This is a genomic window from Micromonospora sp. CA-248212 (assembly GCF_050948405.1).
In the GTDB taxonomy this organism is placed as follows: domain Bacteria; phylum Actinomycetota; class Actinomycetes; order Mycobacteriales; family Micromonosporaceae; genus Micromonospora.
Genome location: NZ_CP192023.1, coordinates 4,427,479 through 4,448,021, shown reverse-complemented (window position 1 = coordinate 4,448,021; position 20,543 = coordinate 4,427,479). Strand labels below are relative to the sequence as shown.

The window sequence follows — 20,543 nt, the reverse complement described above, 5'->3', positions numbered from 1 at the left end:
TCCTCCGGCGTTGGCATCGCCGTGGTCGCCGCCTATGGTGGAGACATGTCCTCGGTTACGTTCCGCTCTCCTGCCGTCACCGGCGTGGCGGCGGTCGGGGCTGCCCATGTGGCGATGGCGGCGTGCCGGACGGTCGATATGCGGGTACCGGTTGTCCGCGTGCCGCGCATCGCGCCCATCTCGTGGTTGACGAGCCCGGCGCGAACCGGCCGAGGGCCCCCAGCGGAACCGTTGCATCACGGAACGACCGCCAGGGCGAAGCTATCCAGCTTCGGCCCTTTTCTTTTTACCCTTCGGAAGCAGAGGTAGGACCATGAGCGTCGATCAACGAGCTGTCGACCAGCGTTGGCTGGCTGATCTGCGAGCCTCGCTGGCGGAAGACTTCGCCACGCAGACGGCTCGGCTGCGGGAACTGACCGAGCTCAACGCGGACACCGGCGACCCGAGCGAGGCCCACAACCGGGCCGCGCTGCTGGTGGCCACCCGGCGCAACATCGAGCAGATCACCGGTGCGCTGAGCCGCATCAGCGCCGGTACCTACGGGACCTGCGCGAAGTGCCGCCAGAACATCCCGGCCGAGCGGCTCGAAATCCTTCCGCATGCGCAGTTCTGCGTGTCCTGCCAGGCGAAGCAGAACGGCTGACCGGCGGTGTGGCTGCCGTGCCGCAGCGGTACGGCAGCCACACCGGCCGTCACGCGGGAGATGGCTCCGTCACGGTGACGATGTCGAGGATGCCCAGAAGTCCGGCAAGCGTCACGGCCTCGGAGCGCGTCAGGGTGAGCGAGCAGGTGGCGTCGGGGTCGTCGGGGGACTCGTAGACGAGATCTCGTCGCCCGCCCGGGTGGTGCGTGACCACGCCCACTCGACGACCGTCAGCGGTGGTGAACATGCGGCGTACCCCGATACCGGGCAGCGGGGTCAGTTCGACAATCATGGGGACTCCAGCGGGCAGGGCGGCGCATCCGCGTAGCGGCTCGGCGGCGCGCAGGCCGGCGAGCGTGGCCGGGCGAAGTGCGGTGGGCGTGGTGGTGGCACGGCCGGTCATGGCGGCGAACTGGACACACCATGGGTCGGCGCGAGCCGGGGCGGGTGGATCAGGCGAGGCGCAGCGCGTGGCGCGGGGGAGCGCGATCCGCTGACCAGGCGGGCACGCAACCGGGGGTCGCCCGCCGTGCGGAACGGAACACGATGCACAACCCGATCGAGCGGGTGGCTGAGAGCACCAGCAGGAGCACGGCGAGCAGCAGCAATGTCAGCTGCGGCGTCCGCTCGCCGACGCGCCGGGGGCCGCGTCTGTCGTGCATGCCCCAACCATAGCCGTCGCCCAGAGTGTGGACCATGTTCGCGTTGGGTGACCGCCTCCGGGCGATGTGGTCGATGAACTGGATGACATCGTGGGCCTGCCGGGTCGCGCTCGTTCGGCCGCTGCTGGCGATGACGTACCACTGGTCGGGAACGACCGTCGGCCCGGTCCGCCGGGAAACGGTGGCGCGTGCGGGTCGGTGGTTGGGTAGCGTCCCGGCAGGCGTTCCTGTCGAGGCGTGTGGCCGAGACCTACGGCAACTACGCGCGGAATCAGCTCCCCGGCCGGGAACGCGTCGTCCTCCCCGGCCCGTGAGCCGGCGGCGGCCAACCAGGACCGACGACGTGGTTGGCCCCGTGCCGCGGTGGACCGCCACGGGTGCGTGGCAGTCCACCGCGGTGTCACCGGTGCCGGTTTCCGCCGAGGCTCAGCGGTTGGCCACCCCGGCGGTCGGGGTGGGCTGGACCCGCTCGAACCGGACCTTGCTCAGCCAGCCCGGGAGGTCGCTGAGCACGTACAGCTCCCCGTTCACGTCCGCGCCGAACGCCGTCGGCTGGGTGGGGAAGGTGCCGATCTCGGCGGACTCGTAGCCGCCCGTGGACGTGGGACGCACGGCGAACGCGCGGGTCGAGCAGTAGTCGCTCGCGATGTAGGTCCCCCGCGCCTCCGGGGTGACGGACCCCCGGTACACCAGGCCGCCGATGATGGAGCAGTTGTCCGTCAGGTAGTGCTCGTACTCGGCGACCGGGTCGGTGAGCCGTACGCCCGGCCGGCACTGCGTCTGGTCGAAGACCGGCGTGCCCTCCTTGCAGGACCAGCCGAGGTTCGCGCCACGCTGCGACGGGCGGATGTGGTTGATCTCCTCGATCAGGCCCTGGCCGACGTCGCCGATCCAGAGCGAGTTGTCGACCGGGTCGATGGAGAACTTCCACGGGTTGCGCAGCCCGTAGACCCAGATCTCCGGCCGCGCGCCCGCCGTGCGGACGAAGGGGTTGTCCAGGGGTACGCAGTAGGGCTTGCCCCCGCAGCTGCGGTTGACGTCGATCCGTACGATCTTGCCGAGCAGGGTGCCGAGGTTCTGGCCGCTCTTGAACGGGTCGTTCGCGTTTCCGCCGTCGCCGGTGGACCAGTAGAGGTAGCCGTCGCGGCCGAAGGCCACCTGTCCGCCGTTGTGGTTGCCGAACTCGGCGTGCTCCTGGGTGAGCAGCACCTGTAGCCGGTCGGGAGCGCCGAGCGGCACCCGCGCCAGGGTCAGCGCTCCGGCCGGCAGGCTCGTGTAGGCCACGTAGAGGATCCCGGTGCGCGCGAAGTTCGGTGCGGGCGTGATGCCGAGAAGGCCGCGCTCGTTGTCGGACGTGTCGATCCGGGCGGTCAGGTCGAGCACCGGATCGGCCGCCAGGCCGGTGGCGGGGTGGTACGCGCGGACGGTGCCGTTCTTCTCCGCGATCAACATTCGACCGTCCGGCAGGCCGGTGATCGCGATCGGGCGCTGCAGTCCGAACGCCACCCGCTCGGACACCACGGTCAGCTCGGTGAGTGGCGTCGCGCGGGCGTGGGATGTGCCGGTCGCCGCGGTGCTGGCCACCGACGCGGGTGGTGACAGAAGCACGGACAGGGTCAGGATGAGCAGGCCGGCCAGCATGGTGGCCGGACGTTGTCGCCGTCGCTGCATGTTCGGCTCCTCGATCAGGTGGGTGGTGGTGTGGGAGCGTTTCCACACTACATCGATCTAAGTCGATGCCAAACCGGCTGGTCCTCCGCCGTGCGCGCCACCGTTGTCGGTCGCCGGCTGTCCAGATCGAGCTGATTCGATATAGCATCGCGGCAGGGCAGTGTTACTCCGCAGGGGCGTGCGGCGCGGAGTGTTCGCCATCCACCGGGCGGGCCGGGCAGCCGGCGGTGGCCACCGATTTCGGGCGCGGCGGGGTTGACGCCGGCTCGGCGTCACCTGCGGCGTGCTGGTCCAGTGGCGAGCGCGGTGCTCCGGTCGTCGGCCGTGCGGTGCTCCTCGGTTCCGTGCCTCGAGTCGGCAACGGACCAGACGAAACACCGAGGAGAAGTGCACAGATGAACGACCTACCCGCTCGACCGAAGCGCCGAACCAGGGGGGCCGCCAGGCTGCTCCTGGGTGGGGCCTGCGCCCTGGCGATCACCGTGTCCTCGATGGCCGTGGCGACCTTCGCCCGCGCCGACCTCCCCGGATCGCCCGGGACCACCCTGAAGGCCGCCGCCGAGCGCAGCGGCCGGTACTTCGGCGCCGCCATGGGGGCGGACCGCCTCAACGACTCGGGCTTCCTGACCATCGCGAGCCGTGAGTTCGACATGATGACGGCCGTCAACGAGATGAAGCCCGACGCGACCGAGCCCAACCCCGGCCAGTTCAACTTTGATCGCGGTGACGCGATCTACAACTGGGCCACCCAGCGCGGCATGCGGTTCCGTGGTCACACCCTGGCGTGGCACGCCCAGCAGCCGAGGTTCTGGGGGAGCCTGAGCGGCACCGCCCTGCGGAACGCGATGATCAGCCACATCAACGGGGTCATGGCCCACTACAAGGGCAAGTTCGCGTACTGGGACGTGGTTAACGAGGCCTTCGCCGAGAACGGCAGTCGGCGGTCGTCGAACCTGCAGTCCACCGGCAACGACTGGATCGAGGTCGCGTTCCGGACCGCGCGCGCCGCCGACCCGAGCGTGAAGCTGTGCTACAACGACTACAACATCGAGAACTGGACGTACGCCAAGACGCAGGGCGTCTACAACATGATCAGGGACTTCAAGTCCCGGGGCGTGCCGGTCGACTGCGTGGGCCTGCAGACCCACTTCACCGGCGGCAGTTCGCTGCCCGGCAACTTCCAGCAGACCCTGTCCAGCTTCGCCGCCCTCGGGGTCGACGTGGCGTTGACCGAGGCCGACGTCACCAACGCCTCGACCAGCCAGTACCAGGGCCTCACCCAGGCCTGCATGAACGTCCCCCGCTGCGTTGGCATCACGACGTGGGGCATCCGGGACAGCGACTCGTGGCGCGGCAGCGAGAACCCGCTGCTCTTCGACCGCAACAGCAACCCGAAGGCGGCGTACACCGCCGTCCTCAACGCGCTCAACGCCGCCTCCACCACCGTGCCGGGAACGCCGCCGACGACCCCTCCGCCGACGACCCCTCCGCCGACCACTCCTCCGCCGACGACCCCTCCGCCGACGACCCCTCCGCCGACGACCCCTCCGCCGACCACGCCTCCGCCGACCACGCCGCCGCCGGGTGCCTGTAGCGCGACGTACCGGATGGTCAACAGCTGGAACGGTGGCTACCAGGGCGAGGTCACGGTGGCCAACAACGGCTCCGCCACCCTCAGCGGCTGGACCGTACGGCTGACGCTGGCCAGCGGGCAGAGCATCGCCAATGTCTGGAATGGCATCAACACCGGCACCAGCGGAACGGTCAGCGTCCGTAACGCCGACTACAACGGGTCTCTCGGCGCGAACGCCTCGACCACCTTCGGTTTCCTGGTCAACGGCAGCAGTACTACCGCACCGAGCGGTCTCTCCTGCACCAGTTGACGCGCGACGACGCGTACCGGTCCCTCCGCGTCGGGACGCTGACCGGGCCCGGAGCCACCCGCTCCGGGCCCGGGCGCCGTCGTGGTCGGACCGGTACGCGACCGAAGTAACCGTCCTCGCGTACCGCACCTCGTCGATAGGGAGAACGACCATGCGCAGACTTCTCGCGGTGTTCAGCGCCGCCCTGATCCTCGGCACCACGGTCGGCAGCGCTCCGGCCGGGGCGTCGGGCGCGTCCCGGCCCTCGTGCCCCCGTGGCCTGCTCTTCTGTGAGGACTTCGAGCGACTGCCCGCCGGCGGGGCCAGCACGGTGAACTGGGGCGTCGACACCCGCCACGGCACGCTCACCGTCGAACGTGCTCGCCGGGGCAACCAGGTGCTGCACGTCCACACGGTCGACAACGGACGTGCCTTCCTGCGCGTCGACGACTTCGCCGCGCCGGGCAACCGCTTCTACGGCCGGATGCGCCTGCGCGTCGACGCCTTCCCCACCGCCCCGGACTGGGCGCACTTCACGCTGGTCGAGGCGACCGGTAGCGGTAGCGCGGAGGTCGTGCGTCCGATCGGTGGCCAGTACGCCCCCACCGTGCCCGGCACGTTCTGGGGCATCGGGGCCGACGGCGGTCCCACCGGCGACTGGACCAACTGGCGGGAGTCCGCCCCGGTCGTCGAGGACACCTGGCAGTGTTTCGAGTGGAAGATCGACGGGGCGGACAACAGCGTCGCCGTGTGGATCGACGGCGTGGCGAACCCGGAGCTGACCGCCTCCACGAACGACCACGGCGGTAATGACGTTCCCTTCGTCCTGCCGAGCGTCGACACGGTGAAGATCGGCTGGCAGCTCTACCAGGGCGGCACGACGCCGGGTGAGTTCGACCTCTGGATCGACGACATCGCCCTGTCGACCAAGCGGCTCGGCTGCTGAGCTGACGCCCCCGCAGGTGCGCGGGGGCGTTCGACGCCGGTGGTCGTGATGTCAGTCGCGATCGACGTTCCTGCCGGGGTGCGGCTCTGCTGCCGTACCCCGGCCGAACTGGTCGGCTCGCCGATCTGGAGCGCGCGAGCCGTACGCCGGACCGAACACCACCAGCAGCGTCAGGTCCTCGGTCACCTCGTCGAAATGGTGCTCCTCGCCGGCCGGCACGAAGATCACCGAACCTGGGGCCACCTCGGCCGTGCCGTCCGGGGTCACGATCCGGGCCCGGCCGGCGGTGACCACGTAGATCTCATCCTCGGTGTGCGGGCTCTGATCGTCGAGACCTCCCGCCGGGATGCAGTACGTTCCCACCGACAGGTCCGGAACCCTCAGGTGTTCGATCCAGTCGTTGACGGCTCCGCCGGGTGTGGTCCACCGGCCCGCCCCTTCGATGATCTGCATTGCCGAAACCTAAGGGACGTCTCGCACCTCCGTGGAGGGCGTTTCCCGGCGCCGGGCCGGTGGGGGCGGTCGGCTCCGAGCACACGCGGCGACTGGGGAAGCAACCCGTTTGGCGGGTTTCCTCGGAAGATAGCAAATCTGAGCACTTCTCCTGTTTCGTCCATTATTCCGACTCATTGTGAGTACCGTGAAGTCGGGCGATCGTGCAGTCACCGAGGCGTCGGAGGCCGGCCCGTCACCGGTCGACGCACCGCTCGGCGGTGGACCCGACCGGTCGCGGCTCCGACCGGGCAGCGTTGGCGGCCACCCGCATCTGCCCGCGTTCGGCATCCACTGACCAACGAGGGGGAACAGACATGCTCAGAATCTCGCTACGTCGGCCGAAGGTGATCGCCGCAGCGCTCGCCGCCGCAACTCTGGTGACGGTGCTCGGCTCAAGCACCCCAAGCGTGTTCGCGGACGGCGGTGTGCGACCAACCCCCGACGAGGGGCACCGCAGCAGACCGACGATCGTCCTCGTGCACGGCGCCTGGGCCGACGGCTCAAGCTGGAATGGGGAGATCCGCAGACTCCAGGCGCGCGGTTTCGACGTCCAGGTCGCGCCGCAACCCGGCCGAGGGCCGTCGATCGACAGCGGCTACCTGAAGGACTTCCTGTCCACCATCGAAGGTCCCATCGTGCTCGCCGGCCACTCGTACGGTGGCTTCGTGATCAGCGACGCCGCCACCGGCAACAAGAACGTCAAGGCGCTCGTGTTCGTGGACGCCTTCGCGCCGGACAAGGGGGAGACCGTGGAGGAGCTCACCGCGGGCTCCGGCTCGATCCTCGAGCCGGCCCTGACCGACCCCACGAGCGTCTTCCGGCTCGTGCCGTTCCCCGGTGCCCCGGAGGGCGCGGCCGACGCGTACGTCCTGCCGAAGGTGTTCATCCCCGGCTTCGCCAACGGTCTGCCCCGGCGGCAGGCGGAGGTGCTCGCCGTGACCCAGACCGCCCTGGCCACCAACGCGCTGGGCGAGCCGGCCACGGAGCCGGCGTGGAAGACGATCCCCGCGTGGGCGGTGGTCGGCACCGAGGACCTGGTCATTCCGCCGGCCCGCCAGGAGGAGATGATGAAGCGGGCGGGGGCCGACATCACCCGGATCGACGCCGGTCACCTGGGCCTGATCTCGCACCCGGACCAGGTCACCAGGGTCATTCTGGAGGCGGCCCGGACGACCGCCTGACGAGGTCTCGTGACATCGGCAGCAGTGGCCGCGTGGGCTGGACCAGCCCACGCGGCCACTTCCCGACCGGCCGTGGCATCGCGCTGTGCGGTGCCACGGCCGGCCGCCGTGTCAGTTGGTCGCCTTGGCGGCGGCCTCGATCTGGTTGGTGACCGCACCCGAGTCGGTGACCATGGACAGGTGGGGTGCGTTGATCTGGACGCTGTGCGCCTTGGCCCGCTCGGACATGACGACCTGCTCGGCGGCAGGGATGACGGCGTCCTGCTTGCCGATCACCGACCACGAGGGGATCGTCTTCCACGCCGGCGCGCCGGACTCCTCGACCAGAGCGCTGAAGGCCAGCGGACGCTGCCGGGCGGCCAGCACCGCCACGTCCTTGGCGGGAATGCTCCTGCCGGCGAACGCCGTACCGAAGACCGACGGCTTCACGTACAGGTTGACGTTGCCGGTCTCAGCGGGGATCGCGACCTGGTCGAAGACGGCGGACGTGTCGCCCCCGAAGACCGAGCCCGGCACGGCCGAGGTCAGCGAGAAGACGGTGTCGTGCTGGTCCGGGATGTACGCGTCGACGTACACCAGGGCCTTGACCCGCTCGTTGCCCAGGGCGGCGTTCGTGATCACCATGCCGCCGTACGAGTGCCCGACGAGGACGATCGGCCCGGTGATGGTGTCCAGGTACGCGCGGAGACTCGCGGCGTCGTTCGCCACGCCCGACAGCAGGTTCGGCGGGGTGACCACCCGGTAGCCGTCGTGCTGGAGCTTGGCGGTCACCTTGTCCCAGCTCGACCCGTCCGCCCACGCGCCGTGCACGAGCACGACTGTCGGCTTGGTCGCGGCGGGGCGCGACTGCGTGACGTGAGTCGCCGAGGCCTGCGCGGTGCCGACACCGACACCGGTCAGGGTGAGGGCACCGATGGCCACGCCTACCGAGACGAGGCGGCGCTTGAAGGACAATTTCACGGTTTCTCCTTACTGCTGCACGAAATCGAGCAGGGCGGCGTTGACCTGATCGGCGTGGGTCCAGGCAATGGCGTGCGGCCCGCCCTCGATGACGAGCAACCGGGAATCCCCGACGAAGGCGGCAACCCGCTGGCCGGTCACCCCGATGGGCAGCACGCGGTCCTGGTCGCCCTGGATCACGAGCACCGGCACGTCAACCTTGGCCAGGTCCTCGCGGAAGTCGGTGAGCCAGGTGGGGATACACGCCACCGCGGCGACCGGGGACCCGGCCTCGGCCACGGCCAGACTGGCCTGGAACGCCTCGTCGCCGACCAGCGATCCGCCGTACACGTCGAGGTTGTAGAAGTTCTCCAGGAACTGCTTGAGCCACCCGTTCCGGTCGGCCCGCGCGGCCTGGATGAACCCATCGAACAACGCCTGCGGCGCGCCTTCGGGATTGTCGTCCGTCTTCAGGAGGAACGGCGGAATCGGCGACATCAGCACGGCCTTCGCGACGCGTTCGGTGCCGTAGCGACCCAGGTACCGGGCGACGTCACCGGTCCCCATCGAGTGGCCCACGAGAATGGCGTCGCGTACGTCCAGTGTCGTGAGGAGCACGTTCAGATCGCTGGCGAACGTGTCGTAGTCGTATCCACCCGCGGGCTGGCTGGAATCGCCCCAACCGCGCCGGTCGTACGTGATGACGCGGTACCCGGCGGCGAGCAGTGCGGCGACCTGCTTCTCCCAGGCCTGCCCGCTGAGCGGGTAGCCGTGGCTGAGCACGACCGGCGTGCCGGCGCCGTGGTCCTCGTAGTGGATGTCGATCGGGTTGGCTCCCTCTGAGCCAACGCTGACATGGGGCATGCGTACTCCTTGGGCTTGCGTTCCACGCTGGGAACCCTGCCGAAGGTACGGAGGTGGCGGCGTTTCGGAATCACCCGAATCACGTAGTCCCCGGCGTCGTCGGCCGCCCGAAAGACAACGAGCGATGGGCGATGCGGCGGGCCTGGCAGGAGTCGCAGGCTTGGGCCGAAAAGCGAAGCCGCCACCCCTTCGTCTCTAGGATGTCAATCGTGACCATGCCCGACCGCAGGCTCTCGGACGGGCCGCCGTCGCACTGCGAGTTCAAGGTCTTCGGCGGTATGGGCTGCCGGCGGGATGGCTCGGACGTCGATCTCGGCCCGGTCCGCCAGCGGGTCATCCTCGCCAAGCTCCTCGCGGCCGGCGGTGACGCGGTCAGCCTCGACAGCATCGTCGACAGCGTGTGGGACGACCGACCTCCGGCCAGCGCCGCCAACCAGATCCACCGGCACGTCGGGAACCTCCGTCGGATTCTGGAACCGGACCTGGACGTCCGCGAGACCGGTCGTTACCTCCTACCGGCCGGTACGGGCTACCGGCTGATCCTCGCGACCGAGGCATCCGATCTGGCCATGTATCGCGAGCTGGTCCGGCGGGCCCGCGAGGCGCTGGCGGGCGGGGATGCGGTGTCCGGCGTGCGGGCTTACCTGACCGCCCTGGAACTCGGCCGCAGCCCCGCGTTCACCGACCTGCCGACCGGGGCGTTGCGTTCGCCGGAGTTCGTGGCCATCGAACGGGAGCGCGTCGCGGTGGCGCTCGCGGCCAGCGAAGCCGCGCTGGCCCATGGCATGGCCGACGCCGCGCTGACCCCGCTGGTGAGCGTGGCCGCCGCGGCGCCGCTGGACGAGGCGCTGCAGGCGTGCCTGATGCGCGCGTACGTGGCCACCGGCCACCGGGCGGAAGCGGTGCAGGTATTCGAGCGGACGCGCCAACGTCTCGCCGAGGAACTGGGGGTGGATGCGGGGCCCGAACTGCGGGAGGCGTACCGGGAGCTGCTCGCCAGCGGCGGAAGCTCGCCGGACGAGCTGCGTCCGCTGGAGGCTCCCCGGCCCGCGCAGCTGCCGCCGCCGGTCGCGGGCTTCGTCCGACGGAACGACCTGGCCGCAGTGCTCGACGGCCTACTCTCCGACGCGTTCAGCGACGCGACGATCGTGATCACCGTGCTCGGCGGTATGGGTGGCATCGGTAAGACCGCCCTCGCCGTGCACTGGGCCCACCAGATCGCCAACGAGTTTCCCGATGGTCAGTTGTTCCTCGACCTGAGGGGCCTGGACCCGGACGGACGGGTCATGTCACCGCAGGAGGCGCTCGCCACGCTGCTCGCGTCACTGGGCGAGCCGGCGGTCTCGTCACCGCAGGAGACCGTCGACGCTCAGGCGGCTCGTTATCGCAGTCGCCTCGCCGGTCGTCGCGTTCTGATCCTCCTCGACAACGCCCGCGACTCCGATCAGGTCCGTCCGCTGCTGCCGGCCTCCCGAGGCTGTCTGGTCATCGTGACCAGCCGCCACCGGATGACGAGCCTGGTCACCCGGGAGGGGGCACGTTACCTGCAGGTCGACCGGCTGACCGGGGCCGAGTCCCGGCAGCTACTGATCAACCGTCTCGGCACCCGCCGCGCCACCATGGACCCGGCCTCGCTCGACAAGGTCATCAGCCTCTGTGCCGGGCTGCCGCTCGCACTGGCGATCGTCGCCGCCCGCGTGGCGCTCAATCCGGCCCTGCCATTGAGCGCTGTCGTCAGCGCCGTCTCGGCCCCGTCAGCCAGACTCGACGCGTTGTCCAGCGCGGACCCGTCAGACGATGTCCGGTCGGTGTTCTCGTGGTCGTACCGCGCTCTCGATCCATCGGCAGCGCAGGTGTTCCGCGCTCTCGCCGTCCACCCGGGTCCGGGGGTCTCGCTGGAGTCGATGGCGAGCGTCGCCGGGGTCAGTCGGACGAGGGCGCGCACGCTGCTCACGGAACTGGTGACCGCGAACCTGCTCGACGAGGCGCAGTCCGGGCGGTACTTCCTGCATGACCTGCTGCGGGCCTACGCGGGTGAGCTTCTCGACGAGGATCGAGAGCGACCGGAGTACGAGCGGCGTCTCGTCATGCACTACCTGCACTCGGCCCGGGCCGCGTACGCGAGACACCACCGGCAGCCGGTCGGCACCGCCACCGGGACGCCACCGGACGTCACGCCCGAGTCGTTCGACAGCGTGTCCCAGGCTGCCGCCTGGTACGCACGGGAACGGCCAGCGCTGTGGGCGACGATCGAGCTGGCCCTCGCCCACGGCCTGGCGCGCGATGCGGCGGCAATGGTCCTCGCGGCCTCGGCGCCGGGCAGCAACTCCATCCCCGCGGGCCGGACACCGACCGTCCTCGCGATCCTCGACCTGGCCGGCGCGCTCGGCGAGCCGCTGATGGAGGCCGAGCTTCTTCGTACCATCGGTGAGGTCTTCGCCCCGCTGCCACCGGCCGACGAATACCTCCGTCGAGCCCTGTCCATCTTCGCCGGCGCCGGCGACCTCGCCGGGCAGGCCGACGTCCTGCGAAACCTGGCCGTGCTCTCGTCGGCGCGTGGCGACCACGACGCCGCCAACGCGTACGGCGAACGCTCGGTGGCTCTCGCTCGGCAGACGGAGCGTCAGGAACCGCTCGCCGTCTCGCTGCTGACACTCGCGAGAGCGCGGCTCGGTTCGGGTCGGTTCGACGACGGCGTACGGATCGCGGACGAGGGGTTGGCCATCGCGATGGTGCAGCACCTTGATCACCTGAACGTCCGCTACGCGCAACTCCTCGCGGAATCGTCCTGGAAACTCGGTCAGCTTGAGCGAGCGGTGACGATCTCGGAGTGGGGATTGGCCGAAGGCGTCAGTGAGTCGAACGGTCCCCGCTGCGCCGTCGCGGCGATCCTCGCGCGTGCCGCGTTCGACCTGGGCGACCAGGCGCGCGCGGAACAGGGCTGCCAGCGGTTCGAGGGCCTGATCGCCGACAACGGCTTCCGGGAACTCATCGAGTTCGCCGGCATCGAGGACGCCGAGACGTATCGGACCATGGTTGCGTACGTCCGGGCCCGGCTGAGTCTGATGAGCGACGCGTCGTGAGCGGCTAGGGGCGCGAGCACTCAGTTTGCACTCGTCGCGCACAGCGGTGCGGTCGGATGGTCGTCGAGACCCCGAACCCGCGCCCGAGGAGCACCATGCACTGCCCCCCAGCCGACTCTTCCCGCGTTCATCCGGGTGCGGCACTGACCCCCCGACAGGAACAGATCGCCCTGCTGGTGGCGGCCGGCTCCACCAACATCGAGATCGCGAGACACCTGGTCATCAGCCCCCACACCGTCAAACACCATCTGCGCGGAGTGTTCCACCGGCTGAACGTCGCATCCCGCCGCGAACTGCGCGGGAGGTTGAGCCACCGCACGACCGATCGCTTCGCCCAGAGCCGTCGCCTGACCAGTCAGGAGCGCGACATCGCTCGCCGGGTCTCGGACGGCGCGTCCAACCGGGAGGTGGCGGCACAACTGTTCATCAGCCCGAGCACGGTGGACTATCACCTCCGCAAGATCTTTCGCAAGCTCGACATCACCTCACGCCGAGAACTGGCCGATCGCCCTCGTCTCTGACGCTCCCCGGTCTGCGCGTCGGCACGCGGTTCGGGTGTCGCGGGACCCGAGTCAGCGCTGGTCCCAGTGTCCGACGTTCGCTCCCCATCCGGACGGCGCTGCCAGACGAAGCTCGTCTCGACTCAGCACCTCCAGATCGGCCGCTCGCCCCTTGACGACCCGCGTGTCGAACGTGAACTGCACGCTGGCGCCGTCCGCGAAGGAGACCGTGACGTGGGTGTCGGGCCCGGCCGGGTGGTTGTCCAGCCATTGCACATGGACGACCTCGGCCGTCAGCGTGCCGTCCGGACGCACCAACGCGAATCCCTCGAGGTCACCCTGGGCGACATCCGGGTGGAACCGTCCGCGCAGTTCCGCCCGCCGCTGCTCGCGCCAGCGCCGTCGTGGGTCGATGTCCGCCATGCGGCGCATTCTGCAACGGGCGTCAGCACCGCGAAACCCGGTGTACGAGCATCCGGCGGCCACTCGTTCGGCCGTTCGATCGGACCCGAACGACACGCGCCGCCCGGGACAGAACCCGGGCGGCGCGTCTCTGACAGGTGGTGGGCGATGCCCTAGGTGCGCGTGCTCCACTGCTGGTTGGCGCCGCCGTGGCAGGCCCAGAGGTGCAGCTGTGTCCCGTTGGCCGTGCCGGAACTGACGGCGTCCAGGCAGAGCCCCGACTGCGCGGAGGTGATGGTGCCGTTGGAGTTGACGTTCCACTGCTGGTTCGACTGGCCGTTGCAGTCCCAGATGATGACCGCGGTGCCGTTGCTGCTGCCGCTGCCGCTGGCGTCCAGGCACTTGTTGCCGTAGACGGTCAGCGTGCGGTTGGCGGTCCGGGTCCAACGCTGGTTGGCGCCACCGTGGCAGTCCCAGAGCTGCGGGCGCGCGCCGTTGGCCGTGCTGGAGTTGGGGACGTCGACGCACCTGCCGGACTGGCTGCCGACGATCAGCACGCTCTGCTGGCTGGGTGGCGGGGTCGTCGGCGGGGGAGTCGTCGGCGGGGGAGTGGTGGGCGGCGCGCCGCCGCCGAACTGCGCGAAGAAGTTCCACACCTCCTGCTTGACCCAGCTCCGCGCGCCGCTCTCGCAGCCCGCACACCCGTCCACCGGGCCCTGCTGGTGTCCGCCGTCGAACGCGGCCCAGAGCACCGGATATCCGGGCTGGCAGGAGTAGGCGGTGGTGATGTGGGTCCGGCTGCCGGCCGCGGGCTCGGGCGGGTTCTGCGCGGCGCATCCGTTGTTGCGGACGAACCTGTCACGCAACGCCCGGCCGTTCGCGATGTTGTCGTTGATGCCGTGGATCCCCAGGTACGCCACGGGTTGGGTGCCGCCGCTGCATCCGCTGATCGCTCCCGGGGCCGCGATGGCCGCGACCGCGCGGAACACCGTCGGCCGGGAACACGCCAGCGAGTAGCTCATCGCTCCGCCGTAGCTGAACCCGACGGAGAAGAGTTGCGTCGTGTCGACGCAGAGGGCGTTCTCGATCACGCGGACCATGTCGTCGGTGAAGGTGACGTCCTCACCGTTGGCGTTGCCCCAGCCGTTGTTGAGTCCCTGCGGGGCGACGAAGATCGTGGTGTTGTTCGCCTGGGAGAGCATGCCGTAGTAGGCCCACGGCGCGCCGTCGGTGCCGCCCGACGCGACCTGGCTGGCGGTGCCGCCCAACCAGTGGAAACCGAAGGCCAGCCGGTGGGCGTAGGTGTTGTTGTAGCTGTCGGGTAGCCGAAGGATGAAGCTCCGGCTCTTCCCGCCGCTCTGGATGGTGTGGGTGCCGCTGTTCAAGCCCGGCGCCTTGCCGCAGCCGGCGGTGCTGGCCGCGGCTGCCGGAGTGACGCTGGTGACGATGTAGGTTCCGACGGCGATCAGGACCAGGACCGCCATGGCTGCCCCGATCCAGGGGGCGGACAGTCTGCGAAGTGGCACAGTTGAATCTCCTTGTGCGAAAAGGAACGTCGGCCTGCCGCACGACGCCTCGTCTGTTCGGTACGAGGTGATCCACGCGCGGCGCGGGACGTGCCCATGACGAGGGCCGGCTGGACGCCACCGGTCCTGCGGCCCGTGCGGGACCGGATGGTCGTCGAATCGTCGGTGGCCCACAACGTTCGCCCGAACACCACGCGCCCGGCCGTCGGAGGATGCCGGAGCACCAGATCCGAGGGTCGAACCGATTCGACTCGACGCTAGATCACGCAATTAGGGGTGTCAATGTCTTGGGCGGCGACGACCGAGACGAGACAGACCTGGGCGACCGCTGCCAGTGTGCGGGGACGGGCTGCGCGTCAGCGGATGCCGATGCTCTGGTGCTCGGGTTCGATGACGGCGACGACGCGTTCGTCGTCGCGCGGGTACGTCCCGTCGGTGTACTTGGCGACGATGCGGTCGATGATCGACCACGCGGCGTCGCCGTCGAGCCAGTTGACGACACGGCCGCGTACGACAATCGGAGTGAACGGATCGTCGGCCGGCGCGATGGACAACGCCAGGCGCGGGTCGCGGCGCAGGTTGCGCGCTTTGCGCTTGCCGGGCCCGGTGAATATGACGATGTGTTCGCCGTGCGTTCCGACGGAGACAGGGGTGGCGTGCGGTGCGCCGTCCGGCAGGACGGTGGCAAGGTGGGCGATCGGTGACCCGTCGAGCACACGGCGGATGTCGAGACGCAGCACGGTGGTCCCTCCGGTGGTGTGGTGGTTATCGGGCGTGATGGGCACGCCAGCTGATGTAGTCGGCGACGGCGGCCGTGAGGTCGAACGCCGGTTCGAAGCCGGTGTCGGTGGTGAGGCGGGAGATGTCGAGGTAGGGATCGCGCCCCGGTCCGCCACTGCGACCGTCGAGCACGTCGAGCCGCGCGTCCGGAATGGCCGCGCGTACGGCGTCGATCAGCTGCCCGTTGGTGAAGGGCTGTCCGCTCGAGATGTTGTAGATCTCGTGGCCGAGGGCGTCTGCCGTGATGAGCAGGGCGATTGCGCGTCCAGCGTCGGGGGCGTAGCAGAAGTCGCCCCCGTCGTGGGCGTGCAGGGCGGTGGGGCGTTCCCCGCGTAGCACGGAGCTGATGTAGGGCGGGACCGCGTTGAAGGGAGTGGCCGGGTCCATGAGCGGTCCCCAGGTGCTGCCGATGCGGAGCACGAGCGCCTGAATCCCGGTGTCCCGCAGCGCATTCGTGGTGAGCGGTTCGACAGCCTTCTTGAAGGCGATGATCGGGTGCGGTACGGCCACCGCAGGTAGGGGCAGGTCTTCGTGCCAGGTGATCGCACTGCTGCCCAGGTAGGAGCCGAGACTGCCGGCGACGGCGAAACGCCGCACGCGCCAGCTGCGTGCGGCGTCGAGCATGGTGAGCAGCCCGGCGGTGTCGGCCCGGAAGTACGCGACTCGATCCTCGCCGGGGATGCTGCCGGCCAGGTGGACGATGTCGGTGATCCGGTACCGGTCGCCGAGGGTGGACACCGCGGCGGCGTCGGTGACGTCGAGTTGTTCGACGATGACGTCGTCGGGCAGGAACGACGGGCGCTCGGTTCGCCGGTGGGCGGTCGCGACGACGGTGTGCCCGAGGTCCGTCAGGGCGCGCGCGGTCTGGGCGCCGATCATGCCGAGGCCGCCCGTCACGAGGATCACCGGACCACCTCGTAGTGCAGGTGGGTCACGGCCGGCGCGGCGACGGCCTCGATCAGGCGGAGTTCGACGGGTGCGGACAGGGCCTGGAAGTACGGCCGGCCGGCGCCCAGCAGCACCGGCCGCTGGTGCAGGATCAGCTCGTCGACCAGACCCGCGGCCAGCGCGGCGGTGGTCACTCCGCCCCCCATGAGGGCCACGTCCTTGTCGCCGGCCAGGCGGCGGGCCGTGTCGACGGCCTCCTCGATGCCACTGGTCACCAGAATCTGGCGCGGATGCTCGGCGGGCAGCGATCGGTGGCTGAGCACCACGAGCGGCGCGTCGGGGTGAGGGGTGCCGCCGCTGTCCCAGCCGGAGTCGTCGTAGGTGTTGCGCCCGGCCAGGCTCGCTCCCACCCTGGCCGCGGCCGTGTCGAACACGCGGGCGCTGGGAGCGCTCAGCCGGAAACCGTCGAACACCGCGCTCGGTGTGTCGCCGTCGAAATACCAGTCGAACAGCATGCCGCCGTCACCGAGGCCGCGTCGGGGTCCCGGGTCACGACCGGTGATGTATCCGTCGACCGAGACCGACAGGGCTGCGAGGACCTTGCTCATGTATCGCCTCTCACTCGTCGCGGGACCGGGTAGGTGCCGGCCTGCCACGGAGGGGGACGTTATCGAGCGACGCGCTTACCGGTCTTGAACGAATCGCGCACCGTCACGTGGTCTGCGTCTCCACCGACATGGACTTTCTCGGGCGATCGAGCCGCGAGGAACGGCGCGTACGACGCGGTGTGGTCGTGCCCGCACGAGCACCGGTCGACCTGTGCGCCGAGCAGTCCGGCCGGCGTCAGCCCGCTGAGACGCCGCACCTCTCGACTCAGGTGGGCCTGATCCGCGTACCCCGCATCGACCGCGAGTCCCACCATTCCGTCGGCCCCGCGTCGTCCGGCCGCCATGGTGCCCGACTGCGCCAACGCCAGGAAACCCTGGAACCGCAGCGTCCGCTGCAACGACTTCGGACCCGTTCCCACCGCCCACACAGAGCGGCGACGGAACTGGCTGACCGACAGTCCGAGGTGGTCGGCGACGACGCCGATCTCACGCGGCGCCCAGGGCATGAGCATGCGTACCGCCGCGCGAACGAGGGGATCCCCGCCAGCGGTCCGCGTGCGGCGCAGCAGGAATTCCTGCAGGACGAGCAGCCCCGCCCGAGGTGTGACGGCGGTGGCAATGGCCTCGCCGAGCCGGTCCACCCACCGGTGACCGAGCTCGTCCAGCGCGACCTGCCGGTCGAGCAGGTCCCCGACGCCACCAGGTATCAGAACGGGTGCCCCCGGATGGAATCGGACGCCCAGCAGGATCGTCGACGCGGGGATCACCTCGACCCGGGGTCCGGTCAACGGGCCGAGCAGGCGTGGCTCTCCGCCGAGCGGCCAGTGCAGCTCCGCGCCACCGGTGGGCAGGTGCCGCTGCAGGTAGGGCGCCGTCCCGGTGGTCTGCACCCACACGGTCCGAAGGTGGTCGACCAGCCCTGGCAGCGGGGCAAGCTCAACGTAGGACTCGCCTGCGCTCACGCGCGGACCTGATCCCCGTCGGACGCGATGGCCCCCTGCACCGCGTCCGCGGCTGCTCGACGCCCGCCCGCCGCCCGCACCGTCGCGGATGCGGTACGCAGGCGCTCACGGATCGTCGGATCGTGCGGGAGGTCGCGGATGCGGGCCTCGACGTCGCTGTTCGGACCAGCACCGTTCGACAGGTTCACCCCGAGACCGAGAGCCTCGACCCGTGCCGCGACGACGTGCTGTTCGCTGGTACGCGGCGCGCAGACCATCGGAACGCCGAACCAGAGGGACTCCATGACGCTGCCCATCCCGGCGTGCGTGACGAACAGGTCGGCCTGCGCCAACGCGGCGAGCTGGTCGACGTGCTCGTGGGCTTCGACCCGGTCGGGCAGCGTCCCGAGAGCGGCGATCGGGAGCCCGCCGGTGGACACGAGCACCCGGCGGTTGGGCGCCGCGGCGGCCGCCGCTCGGATCAGTGGCCGTAGCGCCTCGGGCTCGGCCGCCGCGGTGCCCGCGCTCACGTACACGAGGCGCTCGCGCACTGCCGGTCCGGTGCCGAGCCGCGAGCGCAGGCACGGTCCGACGAAGTGGTGGTCCGGGCCGAAGCCCTCTCCGTTGCACTGAAACCACCGCGGGAGGAACGCGATCGATCGCCGCTCGCGTGCCTCGGCCAGGTCGCGTACGGTGCCGCGCTCCAGTCCCCAGCGCGCGGAGAACTGGTCGAGCTGGTCCTGCAACGGGGCGAAGGCGGGATGTGCGGGGTCCAGGACGCTCGCCTGCCCGGTGGCCGCGGCCAAGGACCACGCCGGCCCCTGTGCGAAGGACGGAAACATCGCCACCGCCGGCCGGTTCAGCAACTGCGCCAGCGCGCGGCCGGCCGGATGCGCGGCCCGATCGTAGAGCAGGACGTCGGGGACGTCGCCGCGCAGCACGGGGATGATCTGGGGGACGACGGCGGCTGCTTCCGCCAGGAGCACGAACGGGAGCCAGACCGCGAAATCAGCCGGCGGCACCGTCGACGACGGGCGCGTGACAAGCGTGGACTCGTACGTCACGACGTGCGCGCCGGCACGTCGCGCGGCGGGTGCGGCGCCGTCCGGGGCGAAACAGGTGACCCGGTGCCCGCGGGCCCGCAACTCCTCGATGACGTCGAGGACGGGCAGCAGGTGACCAGTGGCCCCGACGGCGAGGACGGCGACGTGCGCACTGGCCTTCGTGCTCATGCGCGCAGCCCGTGTCGGGCGGTGTACCAGAAGAACCAGGACAGCAGGCCGGCGAGCATGACGACGTACTGCACGTTGGTGACCGTCGCGACCGCGTCGAGGTCGATCACTGACGCGATGGCGACGCGGACCACGGCGTCCAGCATCAGCACGACGCCGACCACCACGCTCACCAGGCGCAGGCGGCGCCGGAAGACGGGATCGTCGGTCCAGCGTCGCTGCCACGCCGCGGCGCCCTCATCACCGACCTTCGCGGTGGCGATGGCCGTGCCGAGGTGGAGCATGAACGGCCGCTTCATGGCCAGCGACAGCAGCACCCAGGCGCCGAGCAGGCCGGTGAGCCAGCCGTCCTTGATGTACAGCAGCCGCGCGTCCCCGGTGACCACGCTCAGCGCGCCCCCCGCCAGGAAGAGGCTGACGACGACGAGGCCCGCGACGTCGATCCGCCGGCTGCGGGCGGCGACCAGGGCGGCGTTCGCCGCGGGGACCGCCCCCGCGGCCAGGGTGGCGGCCAGCACGCCGGCGCCCAAGGCGCGAAGCGCGTAGTAGACGAGCAGGGGCAGGACCACGTCGACGACGATTCGTCCGACCAGAGCGCGGCGCGCGCGCTCGCTCGTACGCCCGGCGGCAGTCGGCGTCGGCTGGGTGTCGTTCCTGACCGGCCTCACCGAAGCACCTCCCCGCGATCCCTCGTGGCCGGCTCGGCGGCGATCGCGCGGTCGAAGAGCGCGCACAACTCCTCCGCGTAGGCGGCCAGGTCCAATCCGCCACCGCTGGCGAACCGCTCGACGGCGGCGTCGACGGCGGCGCGGACCGTCACCGCCATCACCACCGGATCGAACGTGCGCAGTTCCCCGGACTCCTGGCCGGCGACGAAGAGGTGCGCCAGCAGCATCACGGGTACGTCCTCGCGAGCATCCGCATCCGCCGTGTCCCTGGGCAGGTTGCGGACGATCTCGACGGCCGCGCGGGCGTACGCCGGTCGTTCGCCCAGAAAGCGGAAGTTCGAGCGTAGGTACGCGGCGAGCTTGCCACGTGCCGTCGACTCAGCCTCGATCGCCGGGACCATGACCTGTTGCGCCCGGTCGACGATGTGGCGCAACGCCGCGGCGACCAACTCCTGCTTGGTGTCGTAGTGGTACGTGATGAGCCGGGTGCTGCTGAGTCGCGCCGTCTCGACGATCCGCGCGAACGTCGCCCCCGCGTAGCCGTGCTCGGCCAGCAGCTCGACGAACGCCTCCAGAATCTGCGTCTTTCGATCGACCTCCGGTGTTATCTGCATAGATAAAAGTTCAGCAGAAGGCCGGCTTCCCGTCAAGG

Annotated in this window: 21 protein-coding genes and 1 pseudogene; 7 read left to right on the top strand and 15 right to left on the bottom strand. The window is 70.2% G+C overall.

All coding sequences use genetic code 11. The features are described from left to right. The first annotated feature begins 313 nt into the window (after positions 1-313). Positions 314-643, top strand: a complete 330-nt coding sequence (locus ACQP03_RS21035) for a TraR/DksA family transcriptional regulator (RefSeq protein WP_355047864.1) — start codon at positions 314-316, stop codon at positions 641-643. A gap of 49 nt (positions 644-692) precedes the next feature. Here ACQP03_RS21035 and ACQP03_RS21030 read toward each other — a convergent pair whose 3' ends face one another. Beyond that, positions 693-1,046 (bottom strand): hypothetical protein, encoded by a 354-nt coding sequence (locus tag ACQP03_RS21030; RefSeq protein WP_357392478.1) that lies wholly within the window; start codon positions 1,044-1,046, stop codon positions 693-695. 49 nt (positions 1,047-1,095) lie between these two features. Further along, the gene (locus tag ACQP03_RS21025) at positions 1,096-1,305 is read right to left on the bottom strand and encodes a hypothetical protein (protein ID WP_357392479.1); all 210 of its coding nucleotides are present in this window, start codon (positions 1,303-1,305) and stop codon (positions 1,096-1,098) included. A 206-nt stretch (positions 1,306-1,511) separates the two neighbouring features. Between ACQP03_RS21025 and ACQP03_RS21020 the strand changes: the two are divergent. Further along, positions 1,512-1,583, top strand: a pseudogene (locus ACQP03_RS21020) (nucleotidyltransferase); the annotation flags it as partial. 148 nt (positions 1,584-1,731) lie between these two features. Here the strand turns inward: ACQP03_RS21020 and ACQP03_RS21015 are convergent. Next, positions 1,732-2,976 (bottom strand): PQQ-dependent sugar dehydrogenase, encoded by a 1,245-nt coding sequence (locus tag ACQP03_RS21015; protein WP_357173900.1) that lies wholly within the window; start codon positions 2,974-2,976, stop codon positions 1,732-1,734. Positions 2,977-3,371: 395 nt separating this feature from the next. On the opposite strand from ACQP03_RS21015, the gene ACQP03_RS21010 reads away from it, so the two are divergent. Then, positions 3,372-4,859: an endo-1,4-beta-xylanase gene (locus tag ACQP03_RS21010; RefSeq protein ID WP_363660528.1), complete on the top strand. Its 1,488-nt coding sequence runs from the start codon at positions 3,372-3,374 to the stop codon at positions 4,857-4,859. 151 nt (positions 4,860-5,010) lie between these two features. Continuing rightward, the gene (locus ACQP03_RS21005; protein WP_357173894.1) at positions 5,011-5,784 is read left to right on the top strand and encodes a hypothetical protein; all 774 of its coding nucleotides are present in this window, start codon (positions 5,011-5,013) and stop codon (positions 5,782-5,784) included. A 51-nt stretch (positions 5,785-5,835) separates the two neighbouring features. Here the strand turns inward: ACQP03_RS21005 and ACQP03_RS21000 are convergent, their stop codons facing one another. Then, on the bottom strand, positions 5,836-6,237 hold the full coding sequence (locus ACQP03_RS21000) for a cupin domain-containing protein (protein WP_357173891.1): 402 nt from the start codon (positions 6,235-6,237) through the stop codon (positions 5,836-5,838). Positions 6,238-6,593: 356 nt separating this feature from the next. Between ACQP03_RS21000 and ACQP03_RS20995 the strand changes: the two genes are divergently transcribed. Next, positions 6,594-7,460: an alpha/beta fold hydrolase gene (locus ACQP03_RS20995; RefSeq protein ID WP_357173888.1), complete on the top strand. Its 867-nt coding sequence runs from the start codon at positions 6,594-6,596 to the stop codon at positions 7,458-7,460. A gap of 111 nt (positions 7,461-7,571) precedes the next feature. Here ACQP03_RS20995 and ACQP03_RS20990 read toward each other — a convergent pair whose 3' ends face one another. Together ACQP03_RS20990 and ACQP03_RS20985 are read right to left on the bottom strand one after the other, a co-directional pair. Further along, positions 7,572-8,420 carry an alpha/beta hydrolase gene (locus ACQP03_RS20990; RefSeq protein WP_363660527.1) on the bottom strand — a complete coding sequence of 283 codons (849 nt, stop codon included), beginning with the start codon at positions 8,418-8,420 and terminating at the stop codon, positions 7,572-7,574. A 9-nt stretch (positions 8,421-8,429) separates the two neighbouring features. Next, positions 8,430-9,263, bottom strand: a complete 834-nt coding sequence (locus ACQP03_RS20985; RefSeq protein ID WP_357125055.1) for an alpha/beta fold hydrolase — start codon at positions 9,261-9,263, stop codon at positions 8,430-8,432. A 215-nt stretch (positions 9,264-9,478) separates the two neighbouring features. Here ACQP03_RS20985 and ACQP03_RS20980 point away from each other — a divergent pair, with 215 nt between their 5' ends. Continuing rightward, the gene (locus ACQP03_RS20980) at positions 9,479-12,346 is read left to right on the top strand and encodes an AfsR/SARP family transcriptional regulator (protein ID WP_363660552.1); all 2,868 of its coding nucleotides are present in this window, start codon (positions 9,479-9,481) and stop codon (positions 12,344-12,346) included. Between the two features lie 56 nt (positions 12,347-12,402). After that, positions 12,403-12,867 (top strand): response regulator transcription factor, encoded by a 465-nt coding sequence (locus ACQP03_RS20975; protein WP_357125058.1) that lies wholly within the window; start codon positions 12,403-12,405, stop codon positions 12,865-12,867. A 51-nt stretch (positions 12,868-12,918) separates the two neighbouring features. Here ACQP03_RS20975 and ACQP03_RS20970 read toward each other — a convergent pair whose 3' ends face one another. The 9 genes from ACQP03_RS20970 to ACQP03_RS20930 all read right to left on the bottom strand — a co-directional run bounded on the left by ACQP03_RS20970 (position 12,919) and on the right by ACQP03_RS20930 (position 20,505). Further along, positions 12,919-13,269, bottom strand: a complete 351-nt coding sequence (locus ACQP03_RS20970; protein WP_363660526.1) for a hypothetical protein — start codon at positions 13,267-13,269, stop codon at positions 12,919-12,921. Between the two features lie 152 nt (positions 13,270-13,421). Next, positions 13,422-14,774, bottom strand: coding sequence for a ricin-type beta-trefoil lectin domain protein (locus tag ACQP03_RS20965; protein ID WP_357125064.1), 1,353 nt, complete (start codon positions 14,772-14,774; stop codon positions 13,422-13,424). Between the two features lie 356 nt (positions 14,775-15,130). Then, a complete protein-coding gene (locus ACQP03_RS20960; protein WP_433458063.1) occupies positions 15,131-15,559 on the bottom strand; it encodes a PPOX class F420-dependent oxidoreductase in 429 nt (142 codons plus the stop codon). Then, positions 15,540-16,460 (bottom strand): NAD-dependent epimerase/dehydratase family protein, encoded by a 921-nt coding sequence (locus ACQP03_RS20955; protein WP_357168988.1) that lies wholly within the window; start codon positions 16,458-16,460, stop codon positions 15,540-15,542. The genes ACQP03_RS20960 and ACQP03_RS20955 overlap by 20 nt, the downstream gene beginning before the upstream one ends. Then, entirely contained in the window at positions 16,457-17,050 is a 594-nt protein-coding gene (locus ACQP03_RS20950) for a dihydrofolate reductase family protein (protein ID WP_357125073.1), read from the bottom strand. The genes ACQP03_RS20955 and ACQP03_RS20950 overlap by 4 nt, the downstream gene beginning before the upstream one ends. Positions 17,051-17,109: 59 nt before the next feature. After that, a complete protein-coding gene (locus ACQP03_RS20945; RefSeq protein WP_357168991.1) occupies positions 17,110-18,012 on the bottom strand; it encodes a helix-turn-helix domain-containing protein in 903 nt (300 codons plus the stop codon). After that, positions 18,009-19,223, bottom strand: coding sequence for a nucleotide disphospho-sugar-binding domain-containing protein (locus ACQP03_RS20940; RefSeq protein ID WP_363660524.1), 1,215 nt, complete (start codon positions 19,221-19,223; stop codon positions 18,009-18,011). The genes ACQP03_RS20945 and ACQP03_RS20940 overlap by 4 nt, the downstream gene beginning before the upstream one ends. Next, complete coding sequence (locus tag ACQP03_RS20935) at positions 19,220-19,891, bottom strand: VC0807 family protein (RefSeq protein ID WP_363660523.1); 672 nt, start codon at positions 19,889-19,891, stop codon at positions 19,220-19,222. Before ACQP03_RS20935 ends, ACQP03_RS20940 begins: the two co-directional genes overlap by 4 nt. After that, complete coding sequence (locus ACQP03_RS20930; protein ID WP_357125085.1) at positions 19,888-20,505, bottom strand: TetR/AcrR family transcriptional regulator; 618 nt, start codon at positions 20,503-20,505, stop codon at positions 19,888-19,890. Before ACQP03_RS20930 ends, ACQP03_RS20935 begins: the two co-directional genes overlap by 4 nt. Positions 20,506-20,543: the final 38 nt, after the last annotated feature.

What these genes read in the sequence shown, in the direction of transcription:
- ACQP03_RS21015 (WP_357173900.1), bottom strand. Translation starts at nt 2,976, where the DNA reads ATGCAGCGACGGCGACAACGTCCGGCCACCATGCTGGCCGGCCTGCTC.
- ACQP03_RS21035 (WP_355047864.1), top strand. Translation starts at nt 314, where the DNA reads ATGAGCGTCGATCAACGAGCTGTCGACCAGCGTTGGCTGGCTGATCTG.
- ACQP03_RS20985 (WP_357125055.1), bottom strand. Translation starts at nt 9,263, where the DNA reads ATGCCCCATGTCAGCGTTGGCTCAGAGGGAGCCAACCCGATCGACATC.
- ACQP03_RS21030 (WP_357392478.1), bottom strand. Translation starts at nt 1,046, where the DNA reads ATGACCGGCCGTGCCACCACCACGCCCACCGCACTTCGCCCGGCCACG.
- ACQP03_RS21000 (WP_357173891.1), bottom strand. Translation starts at nt 6,237, where the DNA reads ATGCAGATCATCGAAGGGGCGGGCCGGTGGACCACACCCGGCGGAGCC.
- ACQP03_RS20970 (WP_363660526.1), bottom strand. Translation starts at nt 13,269, where the DNA reads ATGGCGGACATCGACCCACGACGGCGCTGGCGCGAGCAGCGGCGGGCG.
- ACQP03_RS20975 (WP_357125058.1), top strand. Translation starts at nt 12,403, where the DNA reads ATGGTCGTCGAGACCCCGAACCCGCGCCCGAGGAGCACCATGCACTGC.
- ACQP03_RS21005 (WP_357173894.1), top strand. Translation starts at nt 5,011, where the DNA reads ATGCGCAGACTTCTCGCGGTGTTCAGCGCCGCCCTGATCCTCGGCACC.
- ACQP03_RS20930 (WP_357125085.1), bottom strand. Translation starts at nt 20,505, where the DNA reads ATGCAGATAACACCGGAGGTCGATCGAAAGACGCAGATTCTGGAGGCG.
- ACQP03_RS20950 (WP_357125073.1), bottom strand. Translation starts at nt 17,050, where the DNA reads ATGAGCAAGGTCCTCGCAGCCCTGTCGGTCTCGGTCGACGGATACATC.
- ACQP03_RS20940 (WP_363660524.1), bottom strand. Translation starts at nt 19,223, where the DNA reads ATGAGCACGAAGGCCAGTGCGCACGTCGCCGTCCTCGCCGTCGGGGCC.
- ACQP03_RS21025 (WP_357392479.1), bottom strand. Translation starts at nt 1,305, where the DNA reads ATGCACGACAGACGCGGCCCCCGGCGCGTCGGCGAGCGGACGCCGCAG.
- ACQP03_RS21010 (WP_363660528.1), top strand. Translation starts at nt 3,372, where the DNA reads ATGAACGACCTACCCGCTCGACCGAAGCGCCGAACCAGGGGGGCCGCC.
- ACQP03_RS20980 (WP_363660552.1), top strand. Translation starts at nt 9,479, where the DNA reads ATGCCCGACCGCAGGCTCTCGGACGGGCCGCCGTCGCACTGCGAGTTC.
- ACQP03_RS20995 (WP_357173888.1), top strand. Translation starts at nt 6,594, where the DNA reads ATGCTCAGAATCTCGCTACGTCGGCCGAAGGTGATCGCCGCAGCGCTC.